At 59.4% G+C, this 24179-nt stretch carries 21 protein-coding genes; 9 read left to right on the plus strand and 12 right to left on the minus strand.

The genetic code is table 11. From position 1 onward, the window contains the following. Positions 1-32 precede the first annotated feature (32 nt). Complete coding sequence (locus ACLKOZ_RS15485) at positions 33-1493, plus strand: APC family permease (RefSeq protein ID WP_436476270.1); 1461 nt, start codon at positions 33-35, stop codon at positions 1491-1493. Positions 1494-2927: 1434 nt separating this feature from the next. Here ACLKOZ_RS15485 and ACLKOZ_RS15490 read toward each other — a convergent pair. The 3 genes from ACLKOZ_RS15490 to ACLKOZ_RS15500 form a co-directional block, all read right to left on the minus strand. Beyond that, positions 2928-3479, minus strand: coding sequence for a DUF6036 family nucleotidyltransferase (locus ACLKOZ_RS15490; RefSeq protein WP_436476271.1), 552 nt, complete (start codon positions 3477-3479; stop codon positions 2928-2930). Continuing rightward, positions 3476-4090 carry a helix-turn-helix transcriptional regulator gene (locus ACLKOZ_RS15495; RefSeq protein ID WP_436476273.1) on the minus strand — a complete coding sequence of 205 codons (615 nt, stop codon included), beginning with the start codon at positions 4088-4090 and terminating at the stop codon, positions 3476-3478. Before ACLKOZ_RS15495 ends, ACLKOZ_RS15490 begins: the two co-directional genes overlap by 4 nt. Positions 4091-4372: 282 nt before the next feature. Beyond that, a complete protein-coding gene (locus ACLKOZ_RS15500; RefSeq protein ID WP_436476275.1) occupies positions 4373-5269 on the minus strand; it encodes a tyrosine-type recombinase/integrase in 897 nt (298 codons plus the stop codon). 297 nt (positions 5270-5566) lie between these two features. Here ACLKOZ_RS15500 and ACLKOZ_RS15505 point away from each other — a divergent pair, with 297 nt between their 5' ends. After that, on the plus strand, positions 5567-5761 hold the full coding sequence (locus ACLKOZ_RS15505; protein WP_436476277.1) for a hypothetical protein: 195 nt from the start codon (positions 5567-5569) through the stop codon (positions 5759-5761). A 701-nt stretch (positions 5762-6462) separates the two neighbouring features. Here the strand turns inward: ACLKOZ_RS15505 and ACLKOZ_RS15510 are convergent. From ACLKOZ_RS15510 to ACLKOZ_RS15550, 9 genes are all read right to left on the minus strand, one after another. Then, on the minus strand, positions 6463-6801 hold the full coding sequence (locus tag ACLKOZ_RS15510; protein ID WP_436476279.1) for a DUF202 domain-containing protein: 339 nt from the start codon (positions 6799-6801) through the stop codon (positions 6463-6465). Between the two features lie 4 nt (positions 6802-6805). Beyond that, positions 6806-7210: a YidH family protein gene (locus ACLKOZ_RS15515; RefSeq protein ID WP_436476280.1), complete on the minus strand. Its 405-nt coding sequence runs from the start codon at positions 7208-7210 to the stop codon at positions 6806-6808. After that, positions 7211-8098, minus strand: coding sequence for a formylglycine-generating enzyme family protein (locus tag ACLKOZ_RS15520; RefSeq protein WP_436476441.1), 888 nt, complete (start codon positions 8096-8098; stop codon positions 7211-7213). A gap of 600 nt (positions 8099-8698) precedes the next feature. After that, positions 8699-11035: an arylsulfatase gene (locus ACLKOZ_RS15525; RefSeq protein ID WP_436476282.1), complete on the minus strand. Its 2337-nt coding sequence runs from the start codon at positions 11033-11035 to the stop codon at positions 8699-8701. A 146-nt stretch (positions 11036-11181) separates the two neighbouring features. Further along, on the minus strand, positions 11182-12288 hold the full coding sequence (locus ACLKOZ_RS15530; protein WP_436476284.1) for an ABC transporter substrate-binding protein: 1107 nt from the start codon (positions 12286-12288) through the stop codon (positions 11182-11184). Between the two features lie 19 nt (positions 12289-12307). Further along, the gene (locus tag ACLKOZ_RS15535; RefSeq protein WP_436476286.1) at positions 12308-13390 is read right to left on the minus strand and encodes an ABC transporter ATP-binding protein; all 1083 of its coding nucleotides are present in this window, start codon (positions 13388-13390) and stop codon (positions 12308-12310) included. Then, a complete protein-coding gene (locus ACLKOZ_RS15540) occupies positions 13371-15212 on the minus strand; it encodes an ABC transporter permease (RefSeq protein WP_436476288.1) in 1842 nt (613 codons plus the stop codon). Before ACLKOZ_RS15540 ends, ACLKOZ_RS15535 begins: the two co-directional genes overlap by 20 nt. Before the next feature lie 304 nt (positions 15213-15516). After that, positions 15517-15936 (minus strand): MarR family winged helix-turn-helix transcriptional regulator, encoded by a 420-nt coding sequence (locus ACLKOZ_RS15545; protein ID WP_436476290.1) that lies wholly within the window; start codon positions 15934-15936, stop codon positions 15517-15519. 184 nt (positions 15937-16120) lie between these two features. Beyond that, positions 16121-16591, minus strand: a complete 471-nt coding sequence (locus tag ACLKOZ_RS15550; protein ID WP_436476292.1) for a DUF3237 domain-containing protein — start codon at positions 16589-16591, stop codon at positions 16121-16123. Between the two features lie 165 nt (positions 16592-16756). Here ACLKOZ_RS15550 and ACLKOZ_RS15555 point away from each other — a divergent pair, with 165 nt between their 5' ends. The 7 genes from ACLKOZ_RS15555 (at position 16757) to ACLKOZ_RS15585 (ending at position 24043) form a co-directional block, all read left to right on the plus strand. Further along, positions 16757-17692, plus strand: coding sequence for an SDR family NAD(P)-dependent oxidoreductase (locus ACLKOZ_RS15555; protein WP_436476443.1), 936 nt, complete (start codon positions 16757-16759; stop codon positions 17690-17692). A gap of 53 nt (positions 17693-17745) precedes the next feature. Then, complete coding sequence (locus ACLKOZ_RS15560) at positions 17746-18591, plus strand: amidohydrolase family protein (protein WP_436476445.1); 846 nt, start codon at positions 17746-17748, stop codon at positions 18589-18591. Next, the gene (locus tag ACLKOZ_RS15565) at positions 18591-19766 is read left to right on the plus strand and encodes an acyl-CoA dehydrogenase family protein (protein ID WP_436476294.1); all 1176 of its coding nucleotides are present in this window, start codon (positions 18591-18593) and stop codon (positions 19764-19766) included. Before ACLKOZ_RS15560 ends, ACLKOZ_RS15565 begins: the two co-directional genes overlap by 1 nt. Before the next feature lie 33 nt (positions 19767-19799). Next, the gene (locus tag ACLKOZ_RS15570) at positions 19800-20255 is read left to right on the plus strand and encodes a MaoC family dehydratase (RefSeq protein WP_436476296.1); all 456 of its coding nucleotides are present in this window, start codon (positions 19800-19802) and stop codon (positions 20253-20255) included. A gap of 76 nt (positions 20256-20331) precedes the next feature. Further along, positions 20332-21870, plus strand: a complete 1539-nt coding sequence (gene menE / locus ACLKOZ_RS15575) for an o-succinylbenzoate--CoA ligase (protein WP_436476447.1) — start codon at positions 20332-20334, stop codon at positions 21868-21870. A gap of 161 nt (positions 21871-22031) precedes the next feature. After that, positions 22032-22463: a universal stress protein gene (locus tag ACLKOZ_RS15580; protein WP_436476298.1), complete on the plus strand. Its 432-nt coding sequence runs from the start codon at positions 22032-22034 to the stop codon at positions 22461-22463. Between the two features lie 536 nt (positions 22464-22999). Then, a complete protein-coding gene (locus ACLKOZ_RS15585; protein WP_436476300.1) occupies positions 23000-24043 on the plus strand; it encodes a PDDEXK nuclease domain-containing protein in 1044 nt (347 codons plus the stop codon). Positions 24044-24179: the final 136 nt, after the last annotated feature.

Consider the following 24179-nt stretch of genomic DNA (forward strand, 5'->3'; position numbering starts at 1 on the left):
GGGGCCGGCCAAAAACCAAGAAATGAGCGGTCATGAGCAACACTGAAACGGTCACACAAACCAAGTCAGCTGACAAGGGGTCCACTTCCCTGCGCAGCGGCACTATTGGCGTACTGGGTATCATGTTTTTTGTCTTCTCGGCACAGGCGCCCTTGACTGGCGTCGCCGGAGCGACCTCCCTGGCGTTCGGCCTTGGCAATGGTGCCGGCGCGCCGGGAGCCTACCTTCTTGTTGGTCTAGTCATCATGGTCTTTGCCGTGGGATTCGTGGCAATGAGCCGCAAGGTCGACACTCATGGCGGTTTCTACGCCTATGTGTCAGCTGCCATGGGCAGGCCCTTGGGCGGAGGTGCCGCCTGGCTCGCGGTGCTGACCTACGTTTCGGTTCAGGCAGCAATGTACGGACTGTATGGAGCATCATTCTCCGCGTTGCTGGCGGGCTTTGGCGTCGAGGTCCCTTGGTGGCTCATCGTGCTGGCAACCGTGGCACTGGTTCATTTTATGGGCACCAGAAACATCGAGCTCGGAACACGGGTGCTCGCGGTGCTGGTGGGGCTTGAGCTGCTTATCGCCCTGGCATTCGGCTTCAAAGTGCTTTTGACCGGGGGAGGTCCTGAAGGTCTTGATTTCATGGGAAGTTTCGCGCCGGAGGCTGTCATTTCCGGGGCTCCGGGGGTGGCGATCGTTTTCGCGGTTGCTTCCATGTACGGCTTCGAATCCACTGCAATCTACTCAACAGAGGCAAAGGACCCGAAACGGACGGTGGCACGCGCAACCTACTTTTCTGTCTTCAGCATCACAGTGTTTTTCGCATTCATGACATGGATGATCACCAGCTACTACGGGGCCAGCGCTGTTCAGAGTGCAGCCCTGACGGCGTTGGAGTCTGGGGACTCGACATCGTTCGTGTTCGGCGCGCTGGTCGACACCTTGGGGCCATGGGCCGCGGTTGTAGGTCGGGTACTCCTGCTGACCTCACTCCTGGCCGGTGTCATGGCTTTGCACAACAGCGTGAACCGCTACTTTCATTCCCTCGCGTTGCATGGAACGCTCCCGCGGGCTCTGGCTCGCACTAACCGGCATCTGGCACCGTCGTCGGCCGCCATCGCGCAATCGGGGCTGACGCTATTGGTCGTCGCGCCGTTCGCGCTGCTCGGGCTGGATCCTGTGCTTACTTTGTTTTCCTGGGGTGGTGGCCTCTCTGTGGCCGCCTTGTTGGTGGTGTATACGCTTACGTCGTTGGCCGTCATCGTCTACTTCCGCAGAACTTGGCAGGAACGTGGGATGTGGCAGACTCTCGTGGCCCCCTCCGTTGCTGTCGTCCTACTGCTAGGACTGCTAGCCCTTGTGGTGGCTAATTTCAGTCAGCTGACTGGAGGCGGTCAAAATACCGTGGCGATTATCCTGGCGATAGTTCCGCTATGTTTTTTCGTGGGCATTGCCTTCGAGGTTCTCAAGGCACGACGTGCTGACTCAGGCCGGGGGATGGCATAAACCTCTTCACTCTAGTCAACAGCCGTTCTCCTGTTTGCAGGAGAACGGCTGTTGTTTAAAGCGTAAGGACGTCGCGCTCAGGCTCAGGCCAAACCGTGAGGAGCTTCGGGATCAGGCGTCCTGCCCATCTTTAGCGGGTCGAGACATCGTTTGCGCTACGCCGGTGCTGTAGCGCCCGAGGCAAGGATCTGGTCGATGCACATGCGTGTAGCCCTGTTTGATGGTGGTCAACAGTGCTCGGCCTTGATTGGATTGATTCACTGGTGGGATGGGATGACCGCCCTCGAGTTGTACCACTCGATCGCACGTTTGCAGTGCTTTTTCGTTCGTCCCGCAATGCGCCCGAAGTAGCAGCCAGCGATGGGCAACACTCATCCTCAGGTAGCTGAACCCCAGCATGGCAGAAGAGGCGGTGGGGCCGGAGGAGCAGGTCGTGCATGCAAGACCTAGGTCTGGTGCCCTCATCGGCGCAGGGACGAGGCGGCAGGAAAACTGCCGTCCCCTGATCTTGTTCCCTGACGTGTGTCGGTACTGGAATGGTCACCTTTTCTAAATACAAGACCCGGCCCGGAAGGCTATGGTGCCTTCAGGGCCGGGACACCTTAGAGCCGACCTGCGTGGTCACGACCACAGGCCTCAGGCGTCCATGGTGGCCAATACTTGGTCGAGTGGCCGAGAACGATGGCCTTTGTTTCCGATTATCGATACCGCAAGCATCAGTGGAGGCCAAAAGTTGGTTCGATACAAGTCGGCGAACAGACAAAGAAGGAAGGTTGCTCCACAGGGGCAAAGGGGACAACAAGCCACTGGCCGCCGTAGAACTCAACATAGGAGTCGGCGGAGCAACGTGCGTAGGCTTCTTCTCTTGTCATCTTTAGAGTCCTCCAAGAATGGCTGGGGGCAGTCTTGCTTCGTTACGAATGCGGCATTAGCGCGCATCACTTACCTAAACTCTGCACTCGCATAGTACGAAAAGTCAATACTCTGCGAATGCATATTTTTTCATGTCTAGCACTGAAAGCCGCCCCAAAGGGTCGGAACTGGTTCAGGCTCACAACGTCAGGCTCTGGATTGCCGCCCTCGGCGTGGCAATAGCGTGGGCCGCAGATCCGCCAAAGGGCGGGAGCTCTCGCACTTACTGCTGCTCCCGCCGGTTTGAATGCCGATAACGGGCCTTCCGTCAGGCTGGCTGCACCAGTCGTTGAACGCGTGGGCGGCAGCGGCCACTGGCAGGCGACGACCCTTTCGAACCGGACCAACTGAACGTCGCCGCCGTGAACCCACGCCCGCTCCCGCCAGGTATGTGCCCCCGGCAAAGCCCACGTCTGGATTCGGGCGGCCCTCGAAATCGTCGCCGGCAGCCCTCGGTGGAACCGATGCCCAAAGCCAGTGTTCAGACGGGGTGAAGCTCTGGACAGTCGATCCCGGCAGGGTTCAGTTGCTGGTGCTGTCCAGGGCCTCTTGGGCGACCAGGAGCAAGTCGTCGCGGTTACTGAGTTGCATTGAGTGCTCACCGTACAGTTCGACCGCCACATTTACGGCCGCTTCGGCGGTGCTGATGTTTAGGGCACGGCAGAGTACCGCGATGTCAGGGATGTCTCGGTCGCGGCCGGCAGCGAGCTTCATTGCCAAGAGGAATCTTGGTGAGGCGACTCGCAACATGAGGTTGTCAGAAATTGTCACTTCCGCCGCCTCCGTGTCCTGTCCGTCCGGGATGTAGGCCCGGGCGGCGTTGTTCAGCCACCGCGGGTCCAGACCCATTTCTTTTGCCATGGCGGTGGCTATGTCCTGCACCGTCTGCTCGGGGTGGTACAGGGCATCAATGTCTGTCGTGGAGCGTCGGGAGTCGAACTCGATGGCGATCGCCGCTCCGCCGACGAGATAGATTTCTGCCCCGGCGCCTCTGGCCTGTAGGCGGCGGGACAGTTCTGCGAGAAGTTCCCGGATGTCATCGCGTCCGTAAGATGCGCGGCGCCCCGCTCTCATGCTGCGGCCAGGTTGGCGGCATCGAAGACGATGTTCGCTTCAGCGAATTCAACGGGCGTTCGTTCTGCCATTCGTTGCTTCCAGGCAGGCGAGACATGTTTGCGCGGGGTGGCATACCATTTCGACTCCAGCGGGGAAGTGCTCGTCCAGTCCGGCTCTTTCAGTCCGTGCTGATGGCACTTATAGGCGAAAGTCCTGGCCAGGAGGGCGTCCCAGCGCTTCCGTCCAGTCGACGAGGGCCGGGCGCGGAGGAATCGTCGGCGGTCAGCTGGATTGAGGTCGTCGAAATAACTGGAGGCCATGGAAAGCACGCGCATGGCAAAATCCGGATCGCCGTTGCGCAGCTCCCGCTTGATCTCACGGGCTGCCGTTTCCGCGGTCCAGTAAAGCTCCGGTTCCCGAGGGCCCTCCTCGATGGCCAGCCCGGCGCCCAGCTGGGCAAGAATCTTCAGCGCGGTGCTGATGGAGACGTTCCGGCCCTGCTCGAGATCAATGAGGGTTGAACGGCTGATACCGGTTGTACGGGCAAGTGCCTCCTGAGACAGACCAGCATGGAGCCGGTGACTTCTCACCTGCTCGCCAAAATCCCGCGCGTCCTGGATTTTCTTCACGTCAATCACACTTCCATGTCGGATAAATCCATCATAGTGTGCGAATGCTGGTTGGGCTTGAGGTAGTCCACGCACGCCGATAGCGTCTCCGCCGCACGAGGAGAATCGGGGACTGACGGGCCGTGGGAAATGCCTCCTCCAAGGAACCCGCACAGGTTGTTCCCGAGGCTGGAGCAGGGTCCGCCACCGCCGTGCGGAGGCGGCCTTGACGTGAAATCGACTTAGGGCAGTGAATAGTGCCGGGCTCGGTAGAAGAGAAAACTGAAAACGGACCACCGGAATCTAGTGCATGAGGCCTCTGACGGACCGTTCGGTCGCGTCGGCGCCATCCTGCAGCGCCTGGGGCATGAGATGTCCGTACACCTGCTCGGTAGTCCGAACGGATGCATGGCCTAAGCGTCGTGATAACGCGAAGAGGGAAATCCCACCGTCTTGGATGAGCCAGGAGGCATGTGTGTGGCGCAGGTCGTGGATTCGCGGGGTTTTCGTCAGGCCCTGCGCTTGCGCGGCATGGACAGCTGACACCCAGTGGTGTTGCCAGAAGGGTTTGTGGGCGATTCGCTGGCCGTCGGGCGTTGTGAACAGCAGCTCGCTGCCCGGGCGGCTTGCAACGAGGGGAATGAGCAGGTCGACCAGGGCGGGGTTGAGCCCGATAGTGCGCTTTCCTGCCCTGGTTTTGGTCGGCCCGATGTAGTAGTTGGATTGCCCGTCGCGTTTCCACGCCTTGGTGATGCGTGCGGTGGGCGGCTTGGAGAGTAGATCGATATTGGCGACCTTGAGTGCGGTTGCCTCGCCGAACCTGGCCCCTGTCATGACCAGGAATTGCGCCAAAGTCTTGTACTGCGCGTGCAGGCCTTCACTGAGCAAGCTGAACTCGGCATGGGTGAGGAACAGAGCATCGTCCTCTGCCCTTTCAACCGTGGGGAGGGGGACGCCGCGGCAGGGACTGCGGGAAATGTACCCGAGCAACTCGGCGGTCTTCATTGCAGCTGACAGCAGCCCGTGCATGTTCTTGATGCTTTTAGGTGCAACACCGTCGACGGAAAGGCCCTTGACCCAACGCATGACGTCCCGGTACCCGAACTCGTCAACTGGTATCTGACCGATCGTGTTCCGAATCCGCAGGTCGAGAATCCGCTGGTACGTTCCGATAGTCCCGGGGGAGGGACGAACCAGCAAGTCAATATGTTCCTGAACAACTTCCGCGACGGTGGGAACGCCCTGTTTCCCCAGTTGGCCGGCAGACCCAGACAACTCCGGCATTTGCCCGTTGTCATTTAGGCATCGCACAAGGCTGAGGGCTTCCTGCTCCGTCCTTAGGGTCAGACGGCGTTGACGCCCGGAACTGTAGTCCCGCCACCGCACCGAGACAGCGGTACTCCCATCCCAACGGGCGCGGGTAACAATACTGGCCACGAAGACAGGCTACGCCCAAGCGAACCCGTAGTCAGCAGAAAAGCTGACTTACCATAGGGGATGGCCACAAAGAGTCCTGATCCAGCACCCCAGGGCCCGGATCACTCACGGCAAAACCCCGGCAAAGAGCACCGCAAAGACAACGATCTTTGCCCCGGCAGCCAGAAAGTATCGCGGCGTCAAACTATCGACGAGGGGCTCAAGTACGTCCTGGGCCACGACGCTGAACTTCTGGTCCGCCTCGCCGACGCTTGACGAACGGGACCGGCAGAACAGGCGAATACCCCTTCGCAGCGTAGAACCACCTGTTGCACCGATGCGGGGGTGGCTGGCCCCTAACAGGGAGGGCGCGGATGACGGTCAGCCGTCAGCCGCCCAGGATGAACTGTGCCGTCTCGCGATACCGCGGTGTTTACTCCTCCGCTTAGGGAGCCCCTCGCATCCGATTGACCCGTCAAAGCACACCTAGGATTCGAGTTCCAACTTCGCGGATTGGCGTCAGAATGACGTTAATTTCCGCATTATTGACACCAGCTCATGATGTTCTCAGATCCAACCCTGACAGTCAGAGGGGACAGGAAACCAGGGTGCGTGCCCCGAGATACGTCGACATAATCCAAGGAACCTGGACCGATTGAGGTCCGCTTGGAGTGTGCAGTGGTGATGTCACCTGTTGTGACTCGCGGGCTCCTGAGAACAAGCCCGTAGCCCCGGGCGTAGGCGACATTTGCCCTTATCAGGCGCCTTGACGTCAGATTGGGGTGTTCTCTAACTGGACGTACCTTGGCAGGCGAGCCAGGTCCGGGCTTCACGACGCCGGCTGCCCACGAGGCCGTTCGCCACACAACTTTGGTCAGAGTGGTTCCTATAGTGTTGTTCAGACGGTTCGAATAGTTCGAAATCGAATATCTAAGCGTGCCAGTAGGGTGGACCGTTCTTTAAACGACCTCCGGCTCCTAGCCGGTGAGGACGACGGCAATGCCGAGTCCTCCCAGCGCGACTGCAGCGAAGGCAGTCCACAGCACTGCGCTTGTTTCGGCACTGACCTTTTCCTCGGAGATGCCGTGGGAACTGGTCTTGTACCGGCGGCGCTGCGTGAGGTAGATGCCAACGGCCGCTGCTATTGCCACGGCGAACAGTGCCAAGATGGGGAATCCGTGGTGGGGGAGCCATCGGAGGAAGATGACGCTGACTGTCACCAGTGCCATCATGGTTCTGCCCCAGGCGAGTGTAGTTCGTTCCGGCTGCAGACCGGTGTCGCTGTGCATGGGCGCTGGCTGGCGGTTGGGCGTCATGATCTTAGCGCCAGAGGATGACAACCATGATGGTGGCGGCCGCCAGCGCGCCTGCTCCGGCCAGTATTGGCACGATCAGCGGCAGCGGCAGTGGAACTTTATTGCGCATGCTGCGCTCCACGCGGATCCATCGGACAGCCGAGCCGGCGCTGAGGAGCATGCCGAGGGCGAGCAGGGCCGCGGCGAGGCCTTTGCGGACGGGTTCCAGGAACAGGTCCGCTGTGAACGCCTCAATAGCGATGCCGCCGGCGAGGAGTGCCAGGGAGGTGCGGATCCAGGCCAGAAAGGTGCGCTCGTTTGCGAGTGTGAAGCGGGGATCGGGTTCGGTACCGCCGGGCAGCAGGCGTTCGGCGATCTTCCCTCGTGGCGGGGGAACGGGATCGGTGGCGGGCCTCTTGTCGGTGGCCACTTAATCGGCGGCCGTTCGGAATCCGCAGTTGCTGCTGGATGAGTCGGGGGTGTTGGAGTTTCTGGCCGCGACCCGGTAGCGGTTGCAGTAGGAGTCATGACACAGGTAGGAACCGCCCCGCATGACCCGGCCCCTTCCGATGGTGGGCCCTTGTGGGTTGGAGGTGGGTGAGTTGCGGTAGTACTTGGGCAGGAACCAGTCGGCACACCATTCCCAGACGTTGCCGCTGACCTCGTACAGTCCGTAACCATTCGGAGGAAAGCTGCGGACCGGGGCCGTCGCCAGGTACCCGTCCGCACTGGTATTGGCTTCTGGGAAGGTGCCTTGCCAGATGTTGCAGTTGTGGGTGCCGTCGGCCGCATCCAGTTCGTTGCCCCAAGGGTAGCGTTGTTGTTCCAGGCCGCCGCGGGCGGCGTATTCCCACTCAGCCTCGGTCGGCAGGCGCCGGCCAGCCCACCGGCAATAAGCGAGGGCATCGTCATGGGAGACCTGGACAACAGGATGGTCAGGAATTTCGGACCAGTGCTGTCCCGGACCCGTGGGGTGTGCCCAATCAGCACCTTTGACATTCACCCACCAGGGCGAACCAGCAACTGTGCCCAGAATGTCTTTTCTCTCGGCCCGCACGACGAGGTGGAATACCGCAGAGGTGCCATACTTCTCCGCTTCAGTCCGGTAGCCGGTGGCGTCAACAAATGCGGCGAACTGGGTATTGGTCACCGCCGTCGCATCAATCCGGAAAGCCTCAAGTTCCACCGGATGGACTGGGACTTCCCCGTCGGCAGGATATCCCTCTGCGAAGCTGTCACCCATCAGGAAAGTCCCCGCAGGGATCAGGATATCCTCATGTTTTGCCGCTCTTCCCTCCGGCCCAACCACCTGCTGCAACTGCGGCGCTGCAGCAGCACTACGCGCAGGTGAGCAACAATTCGCTGGTGGCAGGGAACCTGTTTCATTCACGGAAGCTGTCAGTCCTTTTTCTTTTTGATCGTTCACTAGCTGGTACAAAGACCGGTAGAAGGCTTCCTCACCTTGGCGAAGCAGGTTCGTGCATTTTCGCAGCTGAGCTTCAGTCACTTCTTCCATTATTCCAGCCCGTGCTTCGGCACAGGTTCTCGCGCTCCAGCAACACTTTGGAAAAAGGTATTGCCGGGACCAGCCCAATTGCGGCCTGATTCATCACTTTCCCTTCACGACGTGCACACTCGTAGCCCGTGGCTGTCTTGTGGGACTTCGAAGATGTATCAGTAACTGCCGGACCGAGTTTTCTGGCTGTACAACGCTTTACGGCATGACATGGACTACCTGGTGGAGATCTACACGGGCTGGCCCGCGGCCGGGGACCAGGGCGCTTACTCTATGGAATCTTTTTCCGTGCAGGATGCGCCCGTAGTTGAACTCGATCCAGGGAAGCATGGATTCTCCTTTGAATACCAATGTCTATTTCGAATAAATCAGTAGGGGAGGCTTCTCCTGTCCGCCTTCCCTTCAGTGGACGGTTTGCCTGCTGCCCTCTTGCAGGTCGAGGATTCGTTCTGGGTTGTAGGGTGCTTTTGGTCCTGGCGTATATTGCACGGAGATCAGGTGTCCTGAGTAGGGGTAGCAGCCGTGCCTGAGGTGAAGGTCCCAGTCGACGGGACCGCCTCGATCAAGCCCCACGCTGATACCTGTGAAGGGGCACATCCCGGTGAGTTGCAGGACCTGGTCGAGTTCGGCGGCTGGTTGCCCCCCGATGGTCATTCGGACAGCCCATTTCAGATTGGGGAGGGCGTCAAAGCTTATATTGATGTTCTGTCGGCCGTCGGGTATTGGTGCTTGTACCCGGAAAACCTGTCCGTACTGGTTGTAGCTCAGGTGGATGACGTCGGATTCCACGTACGCGACGTAGCCCCCGCCCTGATCTCCGTGGGCTACCAGAACTCCTTCGTCACCGCTGCTGTAGGCGAGGTCAATGTCTATCTCAAACGAGCGCATCCTGGTCAGTTTGCTTGACCGGTAACGTTCCAGGGTGGGCGACCCTGGCGACAGGAGGACTGGTTGTTCCAGTGCGAGTTCGGTCGAGGGTCTGTTGCGGCTGAATGAGCCGTCATCGTTGAGGGGAAAGACTTGGTTCTGCCATGCGGAGGTCTTCCATCTTTCGGCCATGTCTTTTACCCTGCCGGGATGCTGGTCTGCGATGTTCGTTGTTTCTGTCGGGTCAGCGGACAGATCGTACAGTTCCCAGTCGTCCTCTTGCCATTGCGGACCGTTCTGTTGAGGGGCTATAGCTTTCCAGCTTCCGTCCAGGAACGCCCGGCGGCCGTTGAGTTCAACGTATTGTTCGAGGTGGCGGGTGGGCAGCGATCCATCAGATAGCCACTCGTGGAAGGATTTGCCATCCACCTCCGGTGACACAGCTCCATTGCGGCGTTCCAGCGGGGTAACACCTGCCAGTTCCATCAGGGTTGCTCCGACATCGGTGGCGTAGGCGTATTGGTCCCTGACTCCCGTGTCGCCGCTGGGCCGGGGAAGGCCTGCGGGCCAGGACAGGATCATCGGGACGCGGACGCCCCCGGCGTAGGTGTGCGTTTTGTAGAGCCGGAACGGGGTGTTTGATACGTTGGCCCAGCCTTGCGGGTAGTGGACATACGTCTGTGGCCCGCCGATGAGCTCTACCGGGCGGGGGACGTCCGTCACCCACTCGGGGGGAAGTGGGGTCCTTTGAGCGCCGAACCTGCTGAAGTAGCTACGCGTCCCCGTCTCGCCGCCTTCTGCCGTTCCTCCGTTATCCGACGTAAATACAATGATTGTGTTCTCGTACTCACCAATCGACTTGAGGTAGTCGGTGAGGCGTTTGAGGTTCTGGTCCACGTTGTCGATGACAGCTGCGTAGACCTCCATGTACCGGGCAAAAATTTCCTTTTGGTCCTGGCTGAGTGACTCCCAGGGCGGGACGGCGAAGCCTCCCGTGCTGTCTCGCGGGGAGCAGACGGTCCCTGCAGGGAAAAGCCCTTGGCGGATTTGCCGGTCGAAGCGTTCAGACCGGATGTGGTCCCAGCCGGCGTCGTAGCGTCCCCGATATTTTTCCAGGTCTTTGGGCAGCGCCTGTATTGGTCCGTGCACGGCTACGTGGGCGTAGTAGAGGAAGAACGGCTTTTCAGGATCGTTGGCCCTGAGGCTTCCAAGCATCTCCAGCGCCTGGTCGGTCAGGTCATTGGTCAGGTAGTAGTCATCGGCGTACTCATCTACGACGACTTGGCTGTTGTCTCTGACTATGCGGTGGGGATGGAGGAGGGACGTGAATCCGTCCATGCAGCCGTAGTATCGGTCGAAGCCTCGCTGGACGGGCCAGCTGCTTTTTTCCGCTGCATCGTGCATCTTAGACTCAACAGTGAGATGCCATTTACCGACCATGAAGGTGGCGTACCCGCCGGCCCGGAAGTTTTCAGCCAGCGTTGGGGCCGACTCCGGGAGCTGCATCGACGCGTTCGGATATCCCGGGTCCATGTGGGGAACGAACGCGAATCCCGCCCGGTGGGGATTGAGTCCCGTCACTAAAGCAGCCCTGGCGGGGGCGCACATCGGTGGGGTCTGGTAGTTGCTGAGAAGGTAGCCCTCTTCGGCGATTTCAGCCAGGGTGGGCGTATCGATTTCAGCCCCGAACGGCGAAATGTCGCTGTAGCCCATGTCATCCATGAGCATGAGGATCACGTTCGGGGCCCCGGACGCTGCTGTTGCTTGCGCTGGCCAGGCGGGAACCGATTCAGACGCCCGCTCAGCTATTTCGCCGTTGAAACCTGTATAGCCGCGTACCGGGTACTCACCCGACTGAATTATTCCTGACATGGGGGACTGGCTCCTTGTAAATGGCGGTCGACGGAAGCAACAGCTTTGGTCGGGCGCAAATGGCCCGACAGCCGGAAAGAGCAGCGGCGGGGATCCAAGTCTTGATCTTGAATCCCCGCAGCGCGTGCCCGGGGTCCTCGTTGGTTCTACTGGAAAATCTGCTTAGTCTGGTTGATCACGTCTGTGGTGGCTTTTGCGGCGTCCTCTACCGGAACTTGAGGCAGCAGCTTGTCCTTGACGTCAGCGAACGGGGGCAGACCCTCTGCAGGGGCGCTGTCCGGGCGGACTCCGTAAACGCCGGTTGAGGCCAACGCGTCCTGGCCTTCCTTGGTGTAAAGCCAGTTGTACAGCAGCTCGGTGGCAGCCGGGGCAGGGTTGTCTTTGAGGATGCAGCTGTAGTGATACTCAGCGCGGGCGGCGTCCTCCGTGGGGAACTTAAAGCCGACCGGAAGCCCGTCATCGATCAGGTCCTTGTACTGGGTGTACTGGGCCAAGACATCGATGGAGCTTTCTCCCGTTGCAATTGACTGCGCAGCCAACGCTGAGTTGCTGGTGATTTTGGGCTCGTTGTCAGCAATTCCCTGGGCCCAGCTCGCATCGAACTTCCCGGATGCGATCATTGCCGCCAACGAGTTGGTGAAACCGTTCACGCGCAGAGGGTCATTGATCAGAAGCTGGCCCTTCCACTTGTCCTCGGTCAGGGCAGCGAGGGAGTCCGGTACATCTTCTTCTTTGATCCTGTCCTTGTTATAGGCGATACCAAAGGGGAACAGGGACAGGGCTCGAATTTCCTTATCAGGTGAAACCTGCTCCGCTCCGATGTTGTCATCGGAGATAGCGAAGGGTTCGTAGGCCTGGCAACGATCGGCATTGTAGGTGAGGTAGGTGACTGTCGGCCCGCCGTTTTGAATGTTGCCCACATGCTTTCCGCTGGCGAACTCCTGGTCCAGTCGGGTGGCGAGCTCAGCGCCAAAGATGTATTCGTTTTCAATGGTAATTTCCGGGTAGCGCTTCATGAAAACCTTGTAGGCGTCGCCGTAAGTCTCTTCGGCGGGACCATAGGTGACCAGCGATTTCTCGCCGCTGGTTTTGGCTTTCTCGTAGAGCTCCGCGAGCTTGTCCTGGACCTCCTGTGAGCCCAGGTCAGTATCGCCTCCCTGCGTGTTTTCCTCGGGTTGGGCCAGATCCGCGCAGCCGGTGAGCAGCAGGGCAGACACCGCTGCCAGGGCCGGAAGATAGGTTTTCTTCATCATGATGCTCCTTAGGAAACTTTCAGGCCTCGAGTAGGACAACGGAGGCGGGGGGAAACTCAACCTGGACTGCGGTGCGTTCGGTACTTGCGTGGTAGTCCGCGGTGTTAGTCCGGACTTTGAGTTCGAATGGGCCGGCTTTGATGATGTGTTCAATCTGGTCACCGAGGAAGATGACGTTGGCCCGGTGGGCCGGGAAGGTGTTGATCCTGTCCGTGTCCTCCTCGTGCAGCTTTACGGCTGTGGCCCTGATGGCAACTTTCGCCCGGTCCCCGGTCGCGGCTGTAACTGCTGCCGAGCTGCACGTGATCGCTCCTACGTCATCCACATCGACGACAGTGCGCTCCCCGTCCCTGCCGAGGACAGTGCCGCTGAGGATGTTTTCATATCCCAGGAAATCGGCCACGAAGGCATTTCGGGGGGTGGAGTAGACCTCGTCGGGGGTTCCTATCTGTTGGATGTGTCCGCCGTTCATGACGGCGATCCGGTCGGACATCGTGAGCGCTTCGACCTGGTCGTGCGTTACGTAGACGGACGTTGTGCCGATGCGCCGGTGGAGCTGTTTCAGCTCCGTCCGCATCGTTCCCCGAAGCTTTGCGTCCAGATTGGAGAGCGGTTCGTCGAAGAGCAGCAGGGCAGGGTGGGCGACGAACGCCCGTGCCAGGGCGACCCGTTGCTGCTGGCCACCGGACAGCGACCCAACTGATCTGTTGTACATGTGCCCGAGGCCTACAACTTCAAGGGCTTCGTTGACCCTTTTGCTGATCTCTGCGCCTTTGATTTTGCGCATTTTCAAGGGGTAGGAGACGTTCCCGGCGACGGTCATGTGTGGCCACAGGGCATAGCTTTGAAACACCATGCCTGCGTCCCTCCTGTTCGGGGGAACCCTGAAGGTGCCATCTACGACGGTGGCGTCGCCTATGGTGATTCGTCCCCCGTCCGGGTTTTCCAACCCGGCGATGCATCGAAGCGTCGTGGTCTTGCCACAGCCGCTCGGTCCTAGGAGGGTTAGGAACTCACCGTCGGCGATGTCGAGGCTTATTCCATCTACGACTGTGTTGGCTCCGTAGTTTTTTGTCAGATCCTTAATCACGACTGAGGACATGATGGCTCCTGGTTTGGTCTGAGGGATTCGTGTTGTCCTGCTCCGGGAGCGCGCTGCTCGCGGGAGTACTGGGCGGATTTGCTGAGTCCACCATGGCGGCCTCTCCTTCCCGTTTCCGGCGGTTAACAGTTACGGCCAGCCAGCGGATAAGAAGAACAATTGCCGCGATGACTCCGCAGATAAGGAAGGCCAGCACGAACAGCGCGGCTGCCATGGAGCTTTCACCACTGCCGTAGAGCTTGTATACCTCGACGGCCATGGTTTTGTTGGTGGGAAGCGAGAGGAGGACCGGGACTTCCAGATTGCCGACAATATGGATTGCGCAGAGCAGCCATGACGCCAGGAATGACGGCAACAACAGCCGAAACACAATCCCGCTGGCGACGCGCAGCGCCGACGCGCCGGATACTCGGGCAGACTCCTCCAGCTCCTTACCGATTTGTGCCAAGGCGCCGTCGATTGCTCTGGCCGCCAAAGGCGTCGTGGAGATGACGAGTCCTATCAGGACAATCCAGATGGTGCCAAACAATGGCGTAAGGAAAGGAACAGTCAGGAAGCCCCAGACAAGGCCCAGGCCCAGCAAAATTCCGTTGGCGGCCCAAGGCAGCCAGGTCGTCAGCTCCAGTCCGCGTCGGATCGACTTCGTTGCGTGCCTTCCTATCATCCCCAAGGCCAGCGAGATGATGGTCGCGATGAGGCCACCCACTGCCGCGAGGAGGAAAGAGTTCCGTAAAGCGGGCGCTATCGCCGTGGAGGACAGCAGTTCCGTGTAGTTACGAAGCGTGAGCTCTCCCGCGGCGCCGAAGACTCGCTGCATTGAGCCCAGAACGACTTGGAGTGACGGAAGGATGACCATGGCCAGGGCGTACAAGACGATCCATGTGGTCGTCAGCACTCCCCATTTGCCCATGTCCCAACGGAACTTGGTGCCGCTTTTCCCGCCGATGGTTGAAAACTGTCGGCGGTCCAGGAGCCACCACTTGGCGGACACCAGTGCAACAACCAGGAACATGAGAACCAGTGCCAGCGAACTTGCCGCACTATAGTTCGGCGGAACCTGCTCATTGAGCATGGAGAAAATCTGGGTCGCCACTACCGGGAACGCCCCTGACCCGCCGATGAGCAAAGGGATGTCGAACGCTGTCAGCCCGATAATGAAGGCGAGAATCATCGCGCCGATAACGGACGGTGCCATCATCGGCAACGTCACTGTGAAGAATGTTCTCCTGGGTGTTGCCCCCGAAATGAGGGCGGCCTCTTCCATCCGGTGGTCCATTGAGCCGAACGCTCCCAGAACAATAAAGTAGGCCAGCGTCGAGACCTTGAGGCTCAGGATGAACGCCGTTCCCCACGCTCCTTGTATGGAAAAGTCCTCGAATCCGAAGAATCCGAAAAACTTACTCAGCAGCCCCAGACGTGGTGTTCCCAGCAGGCTCCAAGCCAAGGCGAAGAAGAGCGGCGGTGTTGCCAGACCGATCACTGCGAGAGGCGTCATGAACCGCGCGAGCCTCGTGTTGGTATTTGTCGCTATCCAGGCTGAAGTGACCCCGATGACGGTGCTTCCGATGGATACAACAGTGGCGAGCCACAAAGAGTTGCCCAGGGACGTGTAGGTAGCCGGCGAGCTGAAGGTTGCGGCAAAACCTTCAAAGCTCAGGGCTCCTGGCTGGCCAGGAGGAGCGTCCCGGAAGGCCCCGTAAATGAGCATGGCCACGGGCAGGATATAGAGAGCAACGACTGCCAGGACGATAGCTGACATCGCCCGTCTGCCCAGAATGTCAGCCAGGACGGGCTTCGAAAAATGCCTAAGCGTTTGTGCCATGTTCAGTCACCTTTGGCTGTTGCACGAAGAATAGTAGCCAATCAGAAACGATTGGGGATCTGCATAGTTGTAGATTACAACTAAAGTACCACCTGAATGTGAGGTAGACAACAGGCTTATGGAGTATGCCCGCAGTTGGGGCGAAGAGGTCGACATCGGGCGTGATACTAGGCTACGAGCAGACTATGGGCCGTGGGGGTCGTCGCCCCAGGGCGATTCAGGGCACCAGCATCTTGGTGCCGGCCGAATTTTGGGGTCTAAGTGCAGCGGTCGGTGCAAGGGCAGGCTGCGCCGGGAGGCAGGACTAGGGCAGCGCTATTTTTCGGAGCATGTCGCGCAGGGTTTCGACCTCAGCATTGCTCAGCCCCGACAGGGACTTTCGCCGCGCTTCCTGCGTCGCCGCGGCCGCCCGCTCAAACAGGCGACGTCCCTCGTCTGTGGCAACAATGACGTTTGAACGGCGATCCTGGGGGTCCGGCTGCCGCACAACGGCGCCCCTCCGCTCAAGGTCATCTACCAAAGCGACTATCTGACTGGGGTCCAGGCGAAGAAATTCAGCAAGTTCCCGCTGTGATGGGCTTGAGTTGCTGCAGGCCAGGGACAGCACCGAGTAGGAGCGAACCTTGAGATCGTAATCGCGGAGCAGGGAGTTTGCTGACTCCGAGCATGCACCGCTTGCTTTGGCCAGGAGGAACTCGACCTCATTGGAAAGGTCGCTCCCCATCAGTCCTGTACTGGAAGGACCGGTTTTTGTCTGGAGTTCGGGCTGTAGAGGCAAGGGAGGTCCTTTTCGGCGGCATAACCAATGAAACCATTGATCTTATCAAGAATAGGATCTGGCAAGCACTATCCGCTAGCCAACACCCCTGCCCTGGTTGGTGTGAACCGACCGCTTGGGTCAGGGCCTGCTAATCCACGACAAACAGGCTCAGCTTAACCGTGTCCGGCATTCGCTCGCCCGTGCCAATGAGGATGCGGGAACTGAGCCAAGCCCACCGGGTGCCGGCCGAACTAAGCCGGGGGGTGCAGCGGAAGTAGATCCGTTTAGGATCGACAGCCTCGCCCCTCACCAGCTGCGCGATATCCTCCTTGGATCCTGTCCTGATGGCGAAGTTGTCCACAAAAATCCTCTCCCCCTCTGTGGTCTCGATGGCGTACTTCGCATCCATCTCAGTGAGGGTGTCCGTCTTGAGCAGCTGAAAATCAGCACCTCCGGGAAGCACCACCCCATTGAGGTCCGGACCGGTCACCGTTCCGCCCGTTATTGGAATGATGCGCCGAACTCCGCTGGGAGTCATTCCCACTTCAATGGGGGTCGCCACGCGCACGGTCAGCGTAGCCAGGTACGTGCAGTGCGGCGGGGCCAGTGGGTTGTCCATCGGCGTTGCTCCTTCTATCGGCGACAGGGGACTAAACCAGACGGCCGGAGGCTCGTCATTCAAATAACGATACCCCTAGACAATAATTGAATAATACAACTATTATGGTTTTCATTCGTGAAGGTATTCGTCATCGTTGACGAAACTACTACCAAGGAGCTGGACATGGATCTCAAAGGAAAAGTAGCAATCGTCACGGGCAGCGGACGCGGACTCGGCCTGGCCTATGCCCAGGAGCTGGCACGGCGCGGGGCCGCAGTAGTAATCAATGACGTCGACCCCGCGGTTTCGTCGGAGGCCGTGGACTCCATTACGGCAAAGGGTGGCCGGGCCGTTGCCGTCACAGCCGCAGTAGGTTCCACAGAGACCGCCAAAAAACTGATTGAAGCCGCTGTCGAGGCCTTTGGTCGCCTGGACATTTTGGTCACCAATGCTGGCGTTCTGCGCGATAAGTCGCTGCTGAAGATGACTGATGAGGATTTCGACCTTGTCATCAACGTACACCTGCGGGGGACGTTCACCTGCGTTCGCGAGGCATTCGCCTACTTCAAGGAGAACAACGTCCCCGGACGCATCATTACCATCGGCTCCCCGACGGGACAGCGTGGAAACTTCGGGCAAACCAATTACGCGGCAGCCAAGGCGGGCATCGTTGGCATGGTGCGAACTTGGGCGTTGGAAATGAAGCGCGCCGGTGTTACCGCCAACGTCGTCATTCCCGTCGCTGCCACAGCAATGACCGAAACCATCCCGTTCTTCGAAAGGGCCGTCCAGGCTACTGCACGTGGGGAAGCGATGCCGGAATTCTTCCGCAAGGAACTGGGTTTCGGTACAGCTAACGATGTTGCCGGCCTGGTAGCTTTCCTGGCTTCAGACGCGGCGGCCAACATCACCGGACAGGCCATCGGGGTAGGTGGCGACCGCCTGCAGCTGTGGTCACACCCCGAAGCAGTGGCCACCGAGTATCACGAGGGCGGCTGGGGCTATGAGGATCTTCAAGCCTCGTTCCAGAACCTCTTCGGCGACAAACTGCAAAGCGTCGGAGAAGAGTTCCCCGAACTGCCCCCGGAACTGCGCCCCGAAGCCGCCTCGGCGAAGTAGGCGCCGTGAGCTACGTATCCGCACTGGATGTTGATGCCCTCACCGCCATCGACATGCATGTCCACGTGGAAGTGGACGATCACGGCCACAACGCGTTGCCGCAGGAACTGGTAGACGCGGCCAGCAAATACTTCAAAACCGCCGGTCCTCGCCCGGGCTTGGACCACATTGCAGAGCTCTACCGTGAGCGGAAAATGGCTGCCGTGGTTTTCACGGTTGACGCCCGCCGGTCCCTAAGCCATCGGCCCAACAGCAGCGAGGAAATTGCTCTTGGGGCAGCCCGCAACAATGACGTGCTGATACCCTTTGGTTCCGTCGATCCCACCACGGGTGCTGAAGCCATGGACAAGGCACGGAAACTGGCAGGCGATTACGGCGTCAGGGGGTTCAAATTCCACCCCACTGTGCAGAATTTCGATCCGTCGGACCAGCAGTTCTATCCGCTTTGGGAACTCATCCAGTCCCTGGGCCTGCCGGTTATCTTCCACACTGGCCAGACCGGTATCGGTTCCGGCATGCCTGGGGGATTCGGGCTGAAACTGGGGCTGTCCAACCCGATGCTGCTGGATGCCGTTGCCGCGGACTTCCCGGAACTGCAGATCATCATGGCCCACCCTTCGGTGCCCTGGCAGGAGGAAGCGATTGCGGTGGCTACCCACAAGGCCAACGTCTGGATTGATCTGTCGGGCTGGTCGCCGAAGTATTTCCCGGAGATCCTGGTACGTCAGGCCAACACTGTGTTGCAGGACAAAGTTCTGTTCGGCTCGGACTTCCCCCTCATCACCCCGGACCGTTGGATGACCGACTTCGACAAGCTCGTCATGAAGGATGAGGTGCGGCCGAAAATCATCAAGGGCAACGCGGTCCGGCTGCTGGGCCTCGCTGCAGCAACCGGCTAGTGACACTGTTTTATCCCTCCGATCAGTACGGCTATTCGACTCTCCTCAGGGACGAGGAGCTGAGCGTACTGGCGCGCCTGCGCGCGGTGCTGGAGGAACACGTCCGTCCGGTCCTGGCTGAGTACTGGGAGAGGGGCGAATTTCCCCATCAGATCATCCAGCCCCTGGTTGATCTTAACCTCATGGATCCTCCCGAACTGACAGGGGACAGCGCCGTCCCTGATGCTCTGTACGAAGGCTTTAGGAACTTCGAACTCGCGCGGATGGATGCGTCGCTGGCGACCTTCTACAACGCCCAGTCCGGGCTCTTCCGCACCACAATCAAGATGGGCGGAAGCCCTGAGCAGGCCGCCACGTGGGATCCCCTGATCATAAGATTCCAGATGACTGGAGTTTTTGCACTCACCGAACCGGACCACGGGTCGGACATCGCCGGTGGCTTGGAAACCACAGCCGTACGCCACGGCGGGACGTGGTTGATCAACGGTGCCAAGCGCTGGATCGGAGGCGCTGCAACGGCTCAGTACCTGGCAGTTTTTGCCCGGGACCAGGCCGATCACCAGGTCAAGGCATTTCTGGTGCGCACGGACAGTCCCGGCGTCTCTCTCCGCAAAATAGTAGGCAAAATGTCCCTGCGCATTATGCAGAATGCAGATATCACCCTCACTGACGTTGAGGTAAGCGAGGAACACCGGCTGCAAAACATCAACGGCTTCGGCGATGTTGCCGCGCTGCTTCGCAACATGCGCTCCGACGTCGCTTGGATTGCCGCCGGGCTGCAGGCCGGCGCGTACGAAGCTGCGCTTCGCTACGTAACGGAACGCGAGCAGTTCGGTCGGCCGCTGGGCGGTTTCCAGCTGGTCCAGGAGAAGCTTGCCGCAATGCTGGGCAATGTCACCGCGTCCCTGGGCATGGTGGTCCGCCTGAGCCAGCAGCAGGCAGAGGGCATCTACAAGGACGAAAATTCCGCCCTGGCCAAAATGTGGTGCGCCGCCCGGGCGAGGGAAACCGTAGCCCTCGCCAGGGAAATCTGTGGAGGAAACGGAATCATTCTGGACCATGATGTGGGCCGGTTCTTCGCCGACGCTGAAGCCGTCTATTCCTACGAAGGCACCCACGAAATCAACGCCCTCATAGTCGGGCGTGCCCTAACCGGTCTTAGCGCATTTCGCTGAGCACAAAATCAAAAACAACAACTAAGGAGCACCATGAGTACTACCACCGTATCTTTTGAAGAACTTGCCGGGCTGGAAGGCCGTGACCTGGGCTACACCGATTACATCGAGGTGTCGCAGGAACAGATCAACACCTTCGCTGACGCGACCGGTGACCATCAGTGGATCCACACAGACCCGGAAAAAGCCAAGGACGGCCCCTTCGGCGCCCCCATCGCCCACGGCTTCCTTACCCTCTCACTGGCGATCCCGTTCTGGACCGAACTGCTGGACGTCACCGGCGTGAAAACGAAGGTCAACTACGGGCTGGACAAGGTCCGCTTCCCTTCCCCGGTCAAAGTCGGTTCAAAGGTCAGGATGTCCGCGAAGATCGCCAGCGTCACTGAAGTTCCCGGTGGCTACCAGATCGGCGTCGACCAGGCAATCGAGGTCGAAGGCGGCACGAAACCAGCGGTCATCGCCCATTCCCTTTACCGTTTCTACGCCTAACAGGCAGCCGTGGTCCGTCGGCGGGCGATGAAGCTGCCGGCGGACCATGTTCTCTCAACATAGGAAGGCTTCCATGATGGATAACCAAGGACTGGGATCCTGGCTGCAACGGCGGAGGGCCAAATCCTCGAGCAAGGCCGCACTGGTCTACCGCGACTGCGAAATTAGCTACGGAGAGCTGGCAGACCGTGTGAACCGACTGGCCAATGCCCTGCGCGATCGTGGAATCAGCCGAGGGGATAGGGTCGCCTACCTAGGGGAAAACGAGCCCGCATTCCTGGAGACACTGTTTGCTGCCGGGACGCTCGGCGCAATCTTTGTCCCGCTCAACACACGGCTGGCACCACCAGAGATCCAGTTCGCGCTGCAGGACTCAGGCTCAATGGCACTTATAAACGCCGCTTCCCTTGAAGGGCTGGCCGCGGCAGGTTCGAAAGGGACCTCCGTGCGCAACCGCATCATCATTGACGGGCAAGGAGCCCCGGGCGGGCGCCCCGATGATGCAGAGGACTACGCGCAAGTACTGGCTGCCGCCTCATCAAACCGCATCGACGTTCCGGTGTCGCTGGACGATGTCGCCATCATCCTTTACACCTCAGGCACCACAGGCCGGCCCAAGGGTGCAGCACTGACCCACGGCAACATCACCTGGAATTCCTTCAACGTGCTGGTGGACTACGACGTCACCAGCACCGACGTCGCCCTGGTCATATCACCGATGTTCCATGTCGCGTCCTTGGGAATGGCCGTCCTTCCCGTCCTGCTCAAGGGTGGAACTGTCCTGCTGGAGCCAGGCTTCGTACCAGGACGGGCACTATCGTTGATCCAAAAGTACAAGGCAACCATGCTCAGCGGCGTCCCCACCACCTACCAGATGCTCATCGAACACGAAGCATGGGAATCGACAGACATCAGCTCCCTGCAGAAGCTCACCTGCGGCGGTTCGGCTGTTCCAGTCCGCGTCATGGAAGCATATGAAAGGCGTGGTCTGTCCTTCTCCGGTGGCTACGGCATGACTGAAACCGCGCCGGGAGCCACGAGCATGCAGCCCAGCAGGAGCCGGGAGAAGATGGGGTCCGTAGGCCTGCCGCACTTCTTCACCGACGTGCGGATTGTGAATCCCCAAGGAGAAGTCTTGGGTGCCCACGCAGTGGGAGAGATACAGATCAAGGGACCCAACGTCATCCACGAATACTGGGACAGGCCCGATGCCACCGAAAGCAGCTACTCCAACGGCGGTTGGTTCCGGTCCGGTGACATGGGCTACACCGACGAAGAGGGATTCGTCTACATCTCGGACCGGCTCAAGGACATGATCATTTCCGGCGGGGAAAACATCTACCCGGCCGAGATCGAACAAATCATCAGCGAACTCGAAGGTGTAGGAAGTGTCGCCGTCATCGGCGTTCCTGATCAGAAATGGGGGGAAGTTCCCAAAGCCATCATCATGGTCCGCGAAGGATACTCCGTGACTGAAGAGGACATTAGGGCGCACCTCGAGGGAAGAATTGCACGCTACAAGATCCCAAAGTCAGTAGTCACTGTCGACGAGCTACCAAGAACCGCCAGCGGCAAAATCCGCAAGGCTGACTTGCGCCGGGAATTCGGAAACTGACCAACATCACAAATGCTTAAGTGGGCATCCTGGAAGGAAACTCCATGGTGACGTGAAAGTACCGCCACCATGTCCGGTTGACAGCCTCACCTGGCCCACGCCCATTAGCGGATCGTTAACTCCCGAGGACGAGTACTCTCCGCCCAAACAAGGAAGTAACCATGACCGGAACCATTATTGTTGGCGTCGACGGCAGCAACACCGCGCGTAAAGCGGCAGAATCAGCACGCGATCTCGCCCTTGCCTTAAACGCCCCGCTTCTGGTCGTCTCGGCATTCGACAGCGACCGCGCCGAGGTGTACGGCAGCGGGAGCGACAAAGGTGTCATCTCCGCTGCCAACGACGCTGAAAAGGTAGCAAAGAGTGTCGCTGACAGCCTGCGTTCAGGTGATCTGATGGTCTCTCATTCAGTTGTCCGGGGTAGACCGGCTGATGCACTTTTGAAGGAAGCTGCTCGGGTCGAGGCAAACATGATCGTGGTAGGCAACCGACGGATGCGGAGGATCGGCCGCGTGCTCGGAAGTGTGGCCAACAGCGTGGCGCATAACGCGTCCTGTGACGTGTACATCGCCAACACTTACGACGCTGAGTGAATAGTTGCTTCCGGATTTGCGTAGCCAAGCAGCTCCCACTCCAGCCCGAACGAGGAGGCAGCGGTGCGGGAGAAGCAAGCCCGCACGAGAATCCCTCGAGCCGTAGCTAGACGGAAACATTGTCGACTTGGCCACCGGTGTCCCGTCTCACCTAACTCGAGGCAGACGGTGGCAATTTGGTGCGGTTACTTCAACTTGGATGAGACAGAACGCCGGGGTTTGTCTCACTTTAGTTGAGGCAAATCGGAGAATCGCAGCATGGCTGATGGTCCAAGAGCCTTGGAATCACGCGGGATCTGCCCCCGGTGCCTCAACTGTAGTGAGAAAAAATGGCCTAATGCCTCGACCTCGATGAGATTGCCTCACCTTAGGTGAGACAGGACAACCTGGGTAGCCAGCTCCTGACGCCTAATAAAGTCACTCCCCCGGTCACTTCCAAACGCTGATAATGGACCTTTCGTCAACCTGGTCTTTTTGCCGGCGGGTACAAATGTGCCACAGCCTGTGGCACATTTGCCGATAGATAGGGTTGACGCATGGTCTCTTCAGAAATCGAACTGCCGGCAGACTACGCGGAGCTGCTGGAAGCTCTGAAGACCCGGATCGCTGGTGCGCGAATCCAAGCGCAGCGAACCGTCAACACTCTGGTAATCGAGCTTTACTGGTCATTGGGCAAGGACATTATCGCCCGCCAGGCGAGCCAGGGCTGGGGGACTGGAGTCATCAGGCGGCTTGCCGCCGATCTCGCGATTTCCTTTCCCGATATGAAGGGTCTGTCGTACCGGAATCTGCAGTACATGACCGCAATGGTCCGGGCCTGGGACACAACTGAAAATGTGCCACAGCTTGTGGCACATTTGCCCTGGGGGCACATCCGCACGATTTTGGACAAGGCAGCCACCGGCGAGGAACGGGATTGGTATGCGGCCGCGGTCGTTCAGTACGGCTGGTCCCGAAACGTGCTGCTGAACATGATGATGAATCATTCGATGGAACGCACCGGTGCGGCGCCATCAAACTTCACCCGCCAGCTCGCGGCTCCGGACTCTGAACTTGCCCAGCAAATGGCAAAAGACCCCTACAACTTCGAGTTCCTCGGCCTGTCCGGTGAGATCGCCGAACGCGACCTGGAGAACGCGCTGACGAGTCGCATCACCGAAACCCTCCGCGAGCTGGGCCCAGGCTTTTCGTTCGTGGGCCGCCAGGTACACTTCGACGTCGATGGCGATGACTACTACGTCGACCTGCTGTTCTTCCACATCGAGCAACTCCGGTACGTGGTCATCGAACTTAAGACAGGCAAGTTCCAGCCTGAATACGCAGGAAAGCTCAACTTCTATGTTGCCCTCGTCGATGACATGCTCCGCCGGGATTACCACAACGAAACGGTCGGCATCCTGATTTGCGGAACCAAGAACGACCGCAGCGTCCGCTACAGCCTCGGCCGGTCAACATCGCCCATGGCCGTCGCCGCCTACACCTATGACAAGCTTCCTGCAGCGGAACAGCAGGCCCTGCCGAACGAGGGACACCTCGTCGCGGCTCTCGAATGGGCCGAACCGGACACCGCAGAAGGATAGTTCCGAAGCCCCTTCCGGAGCTCCTCCCACTACCCTTGTAAAGAGCCGATAACCGAGATTTCGTTAAGTGAGGTAGGGGAGTGGTTTGCCGGCGGCGTGCCGCTCCAGCGGAATGACCGATGAGTGGGCGGCTTGG

The organism is Arthrobacter sp. R4 (assembly GCF_051365025.1).
GTDB lineage: Bacteria > Actinomycetota > Actinomycetes > Actinomycetales > Micrococcaceae > Arthrobacter.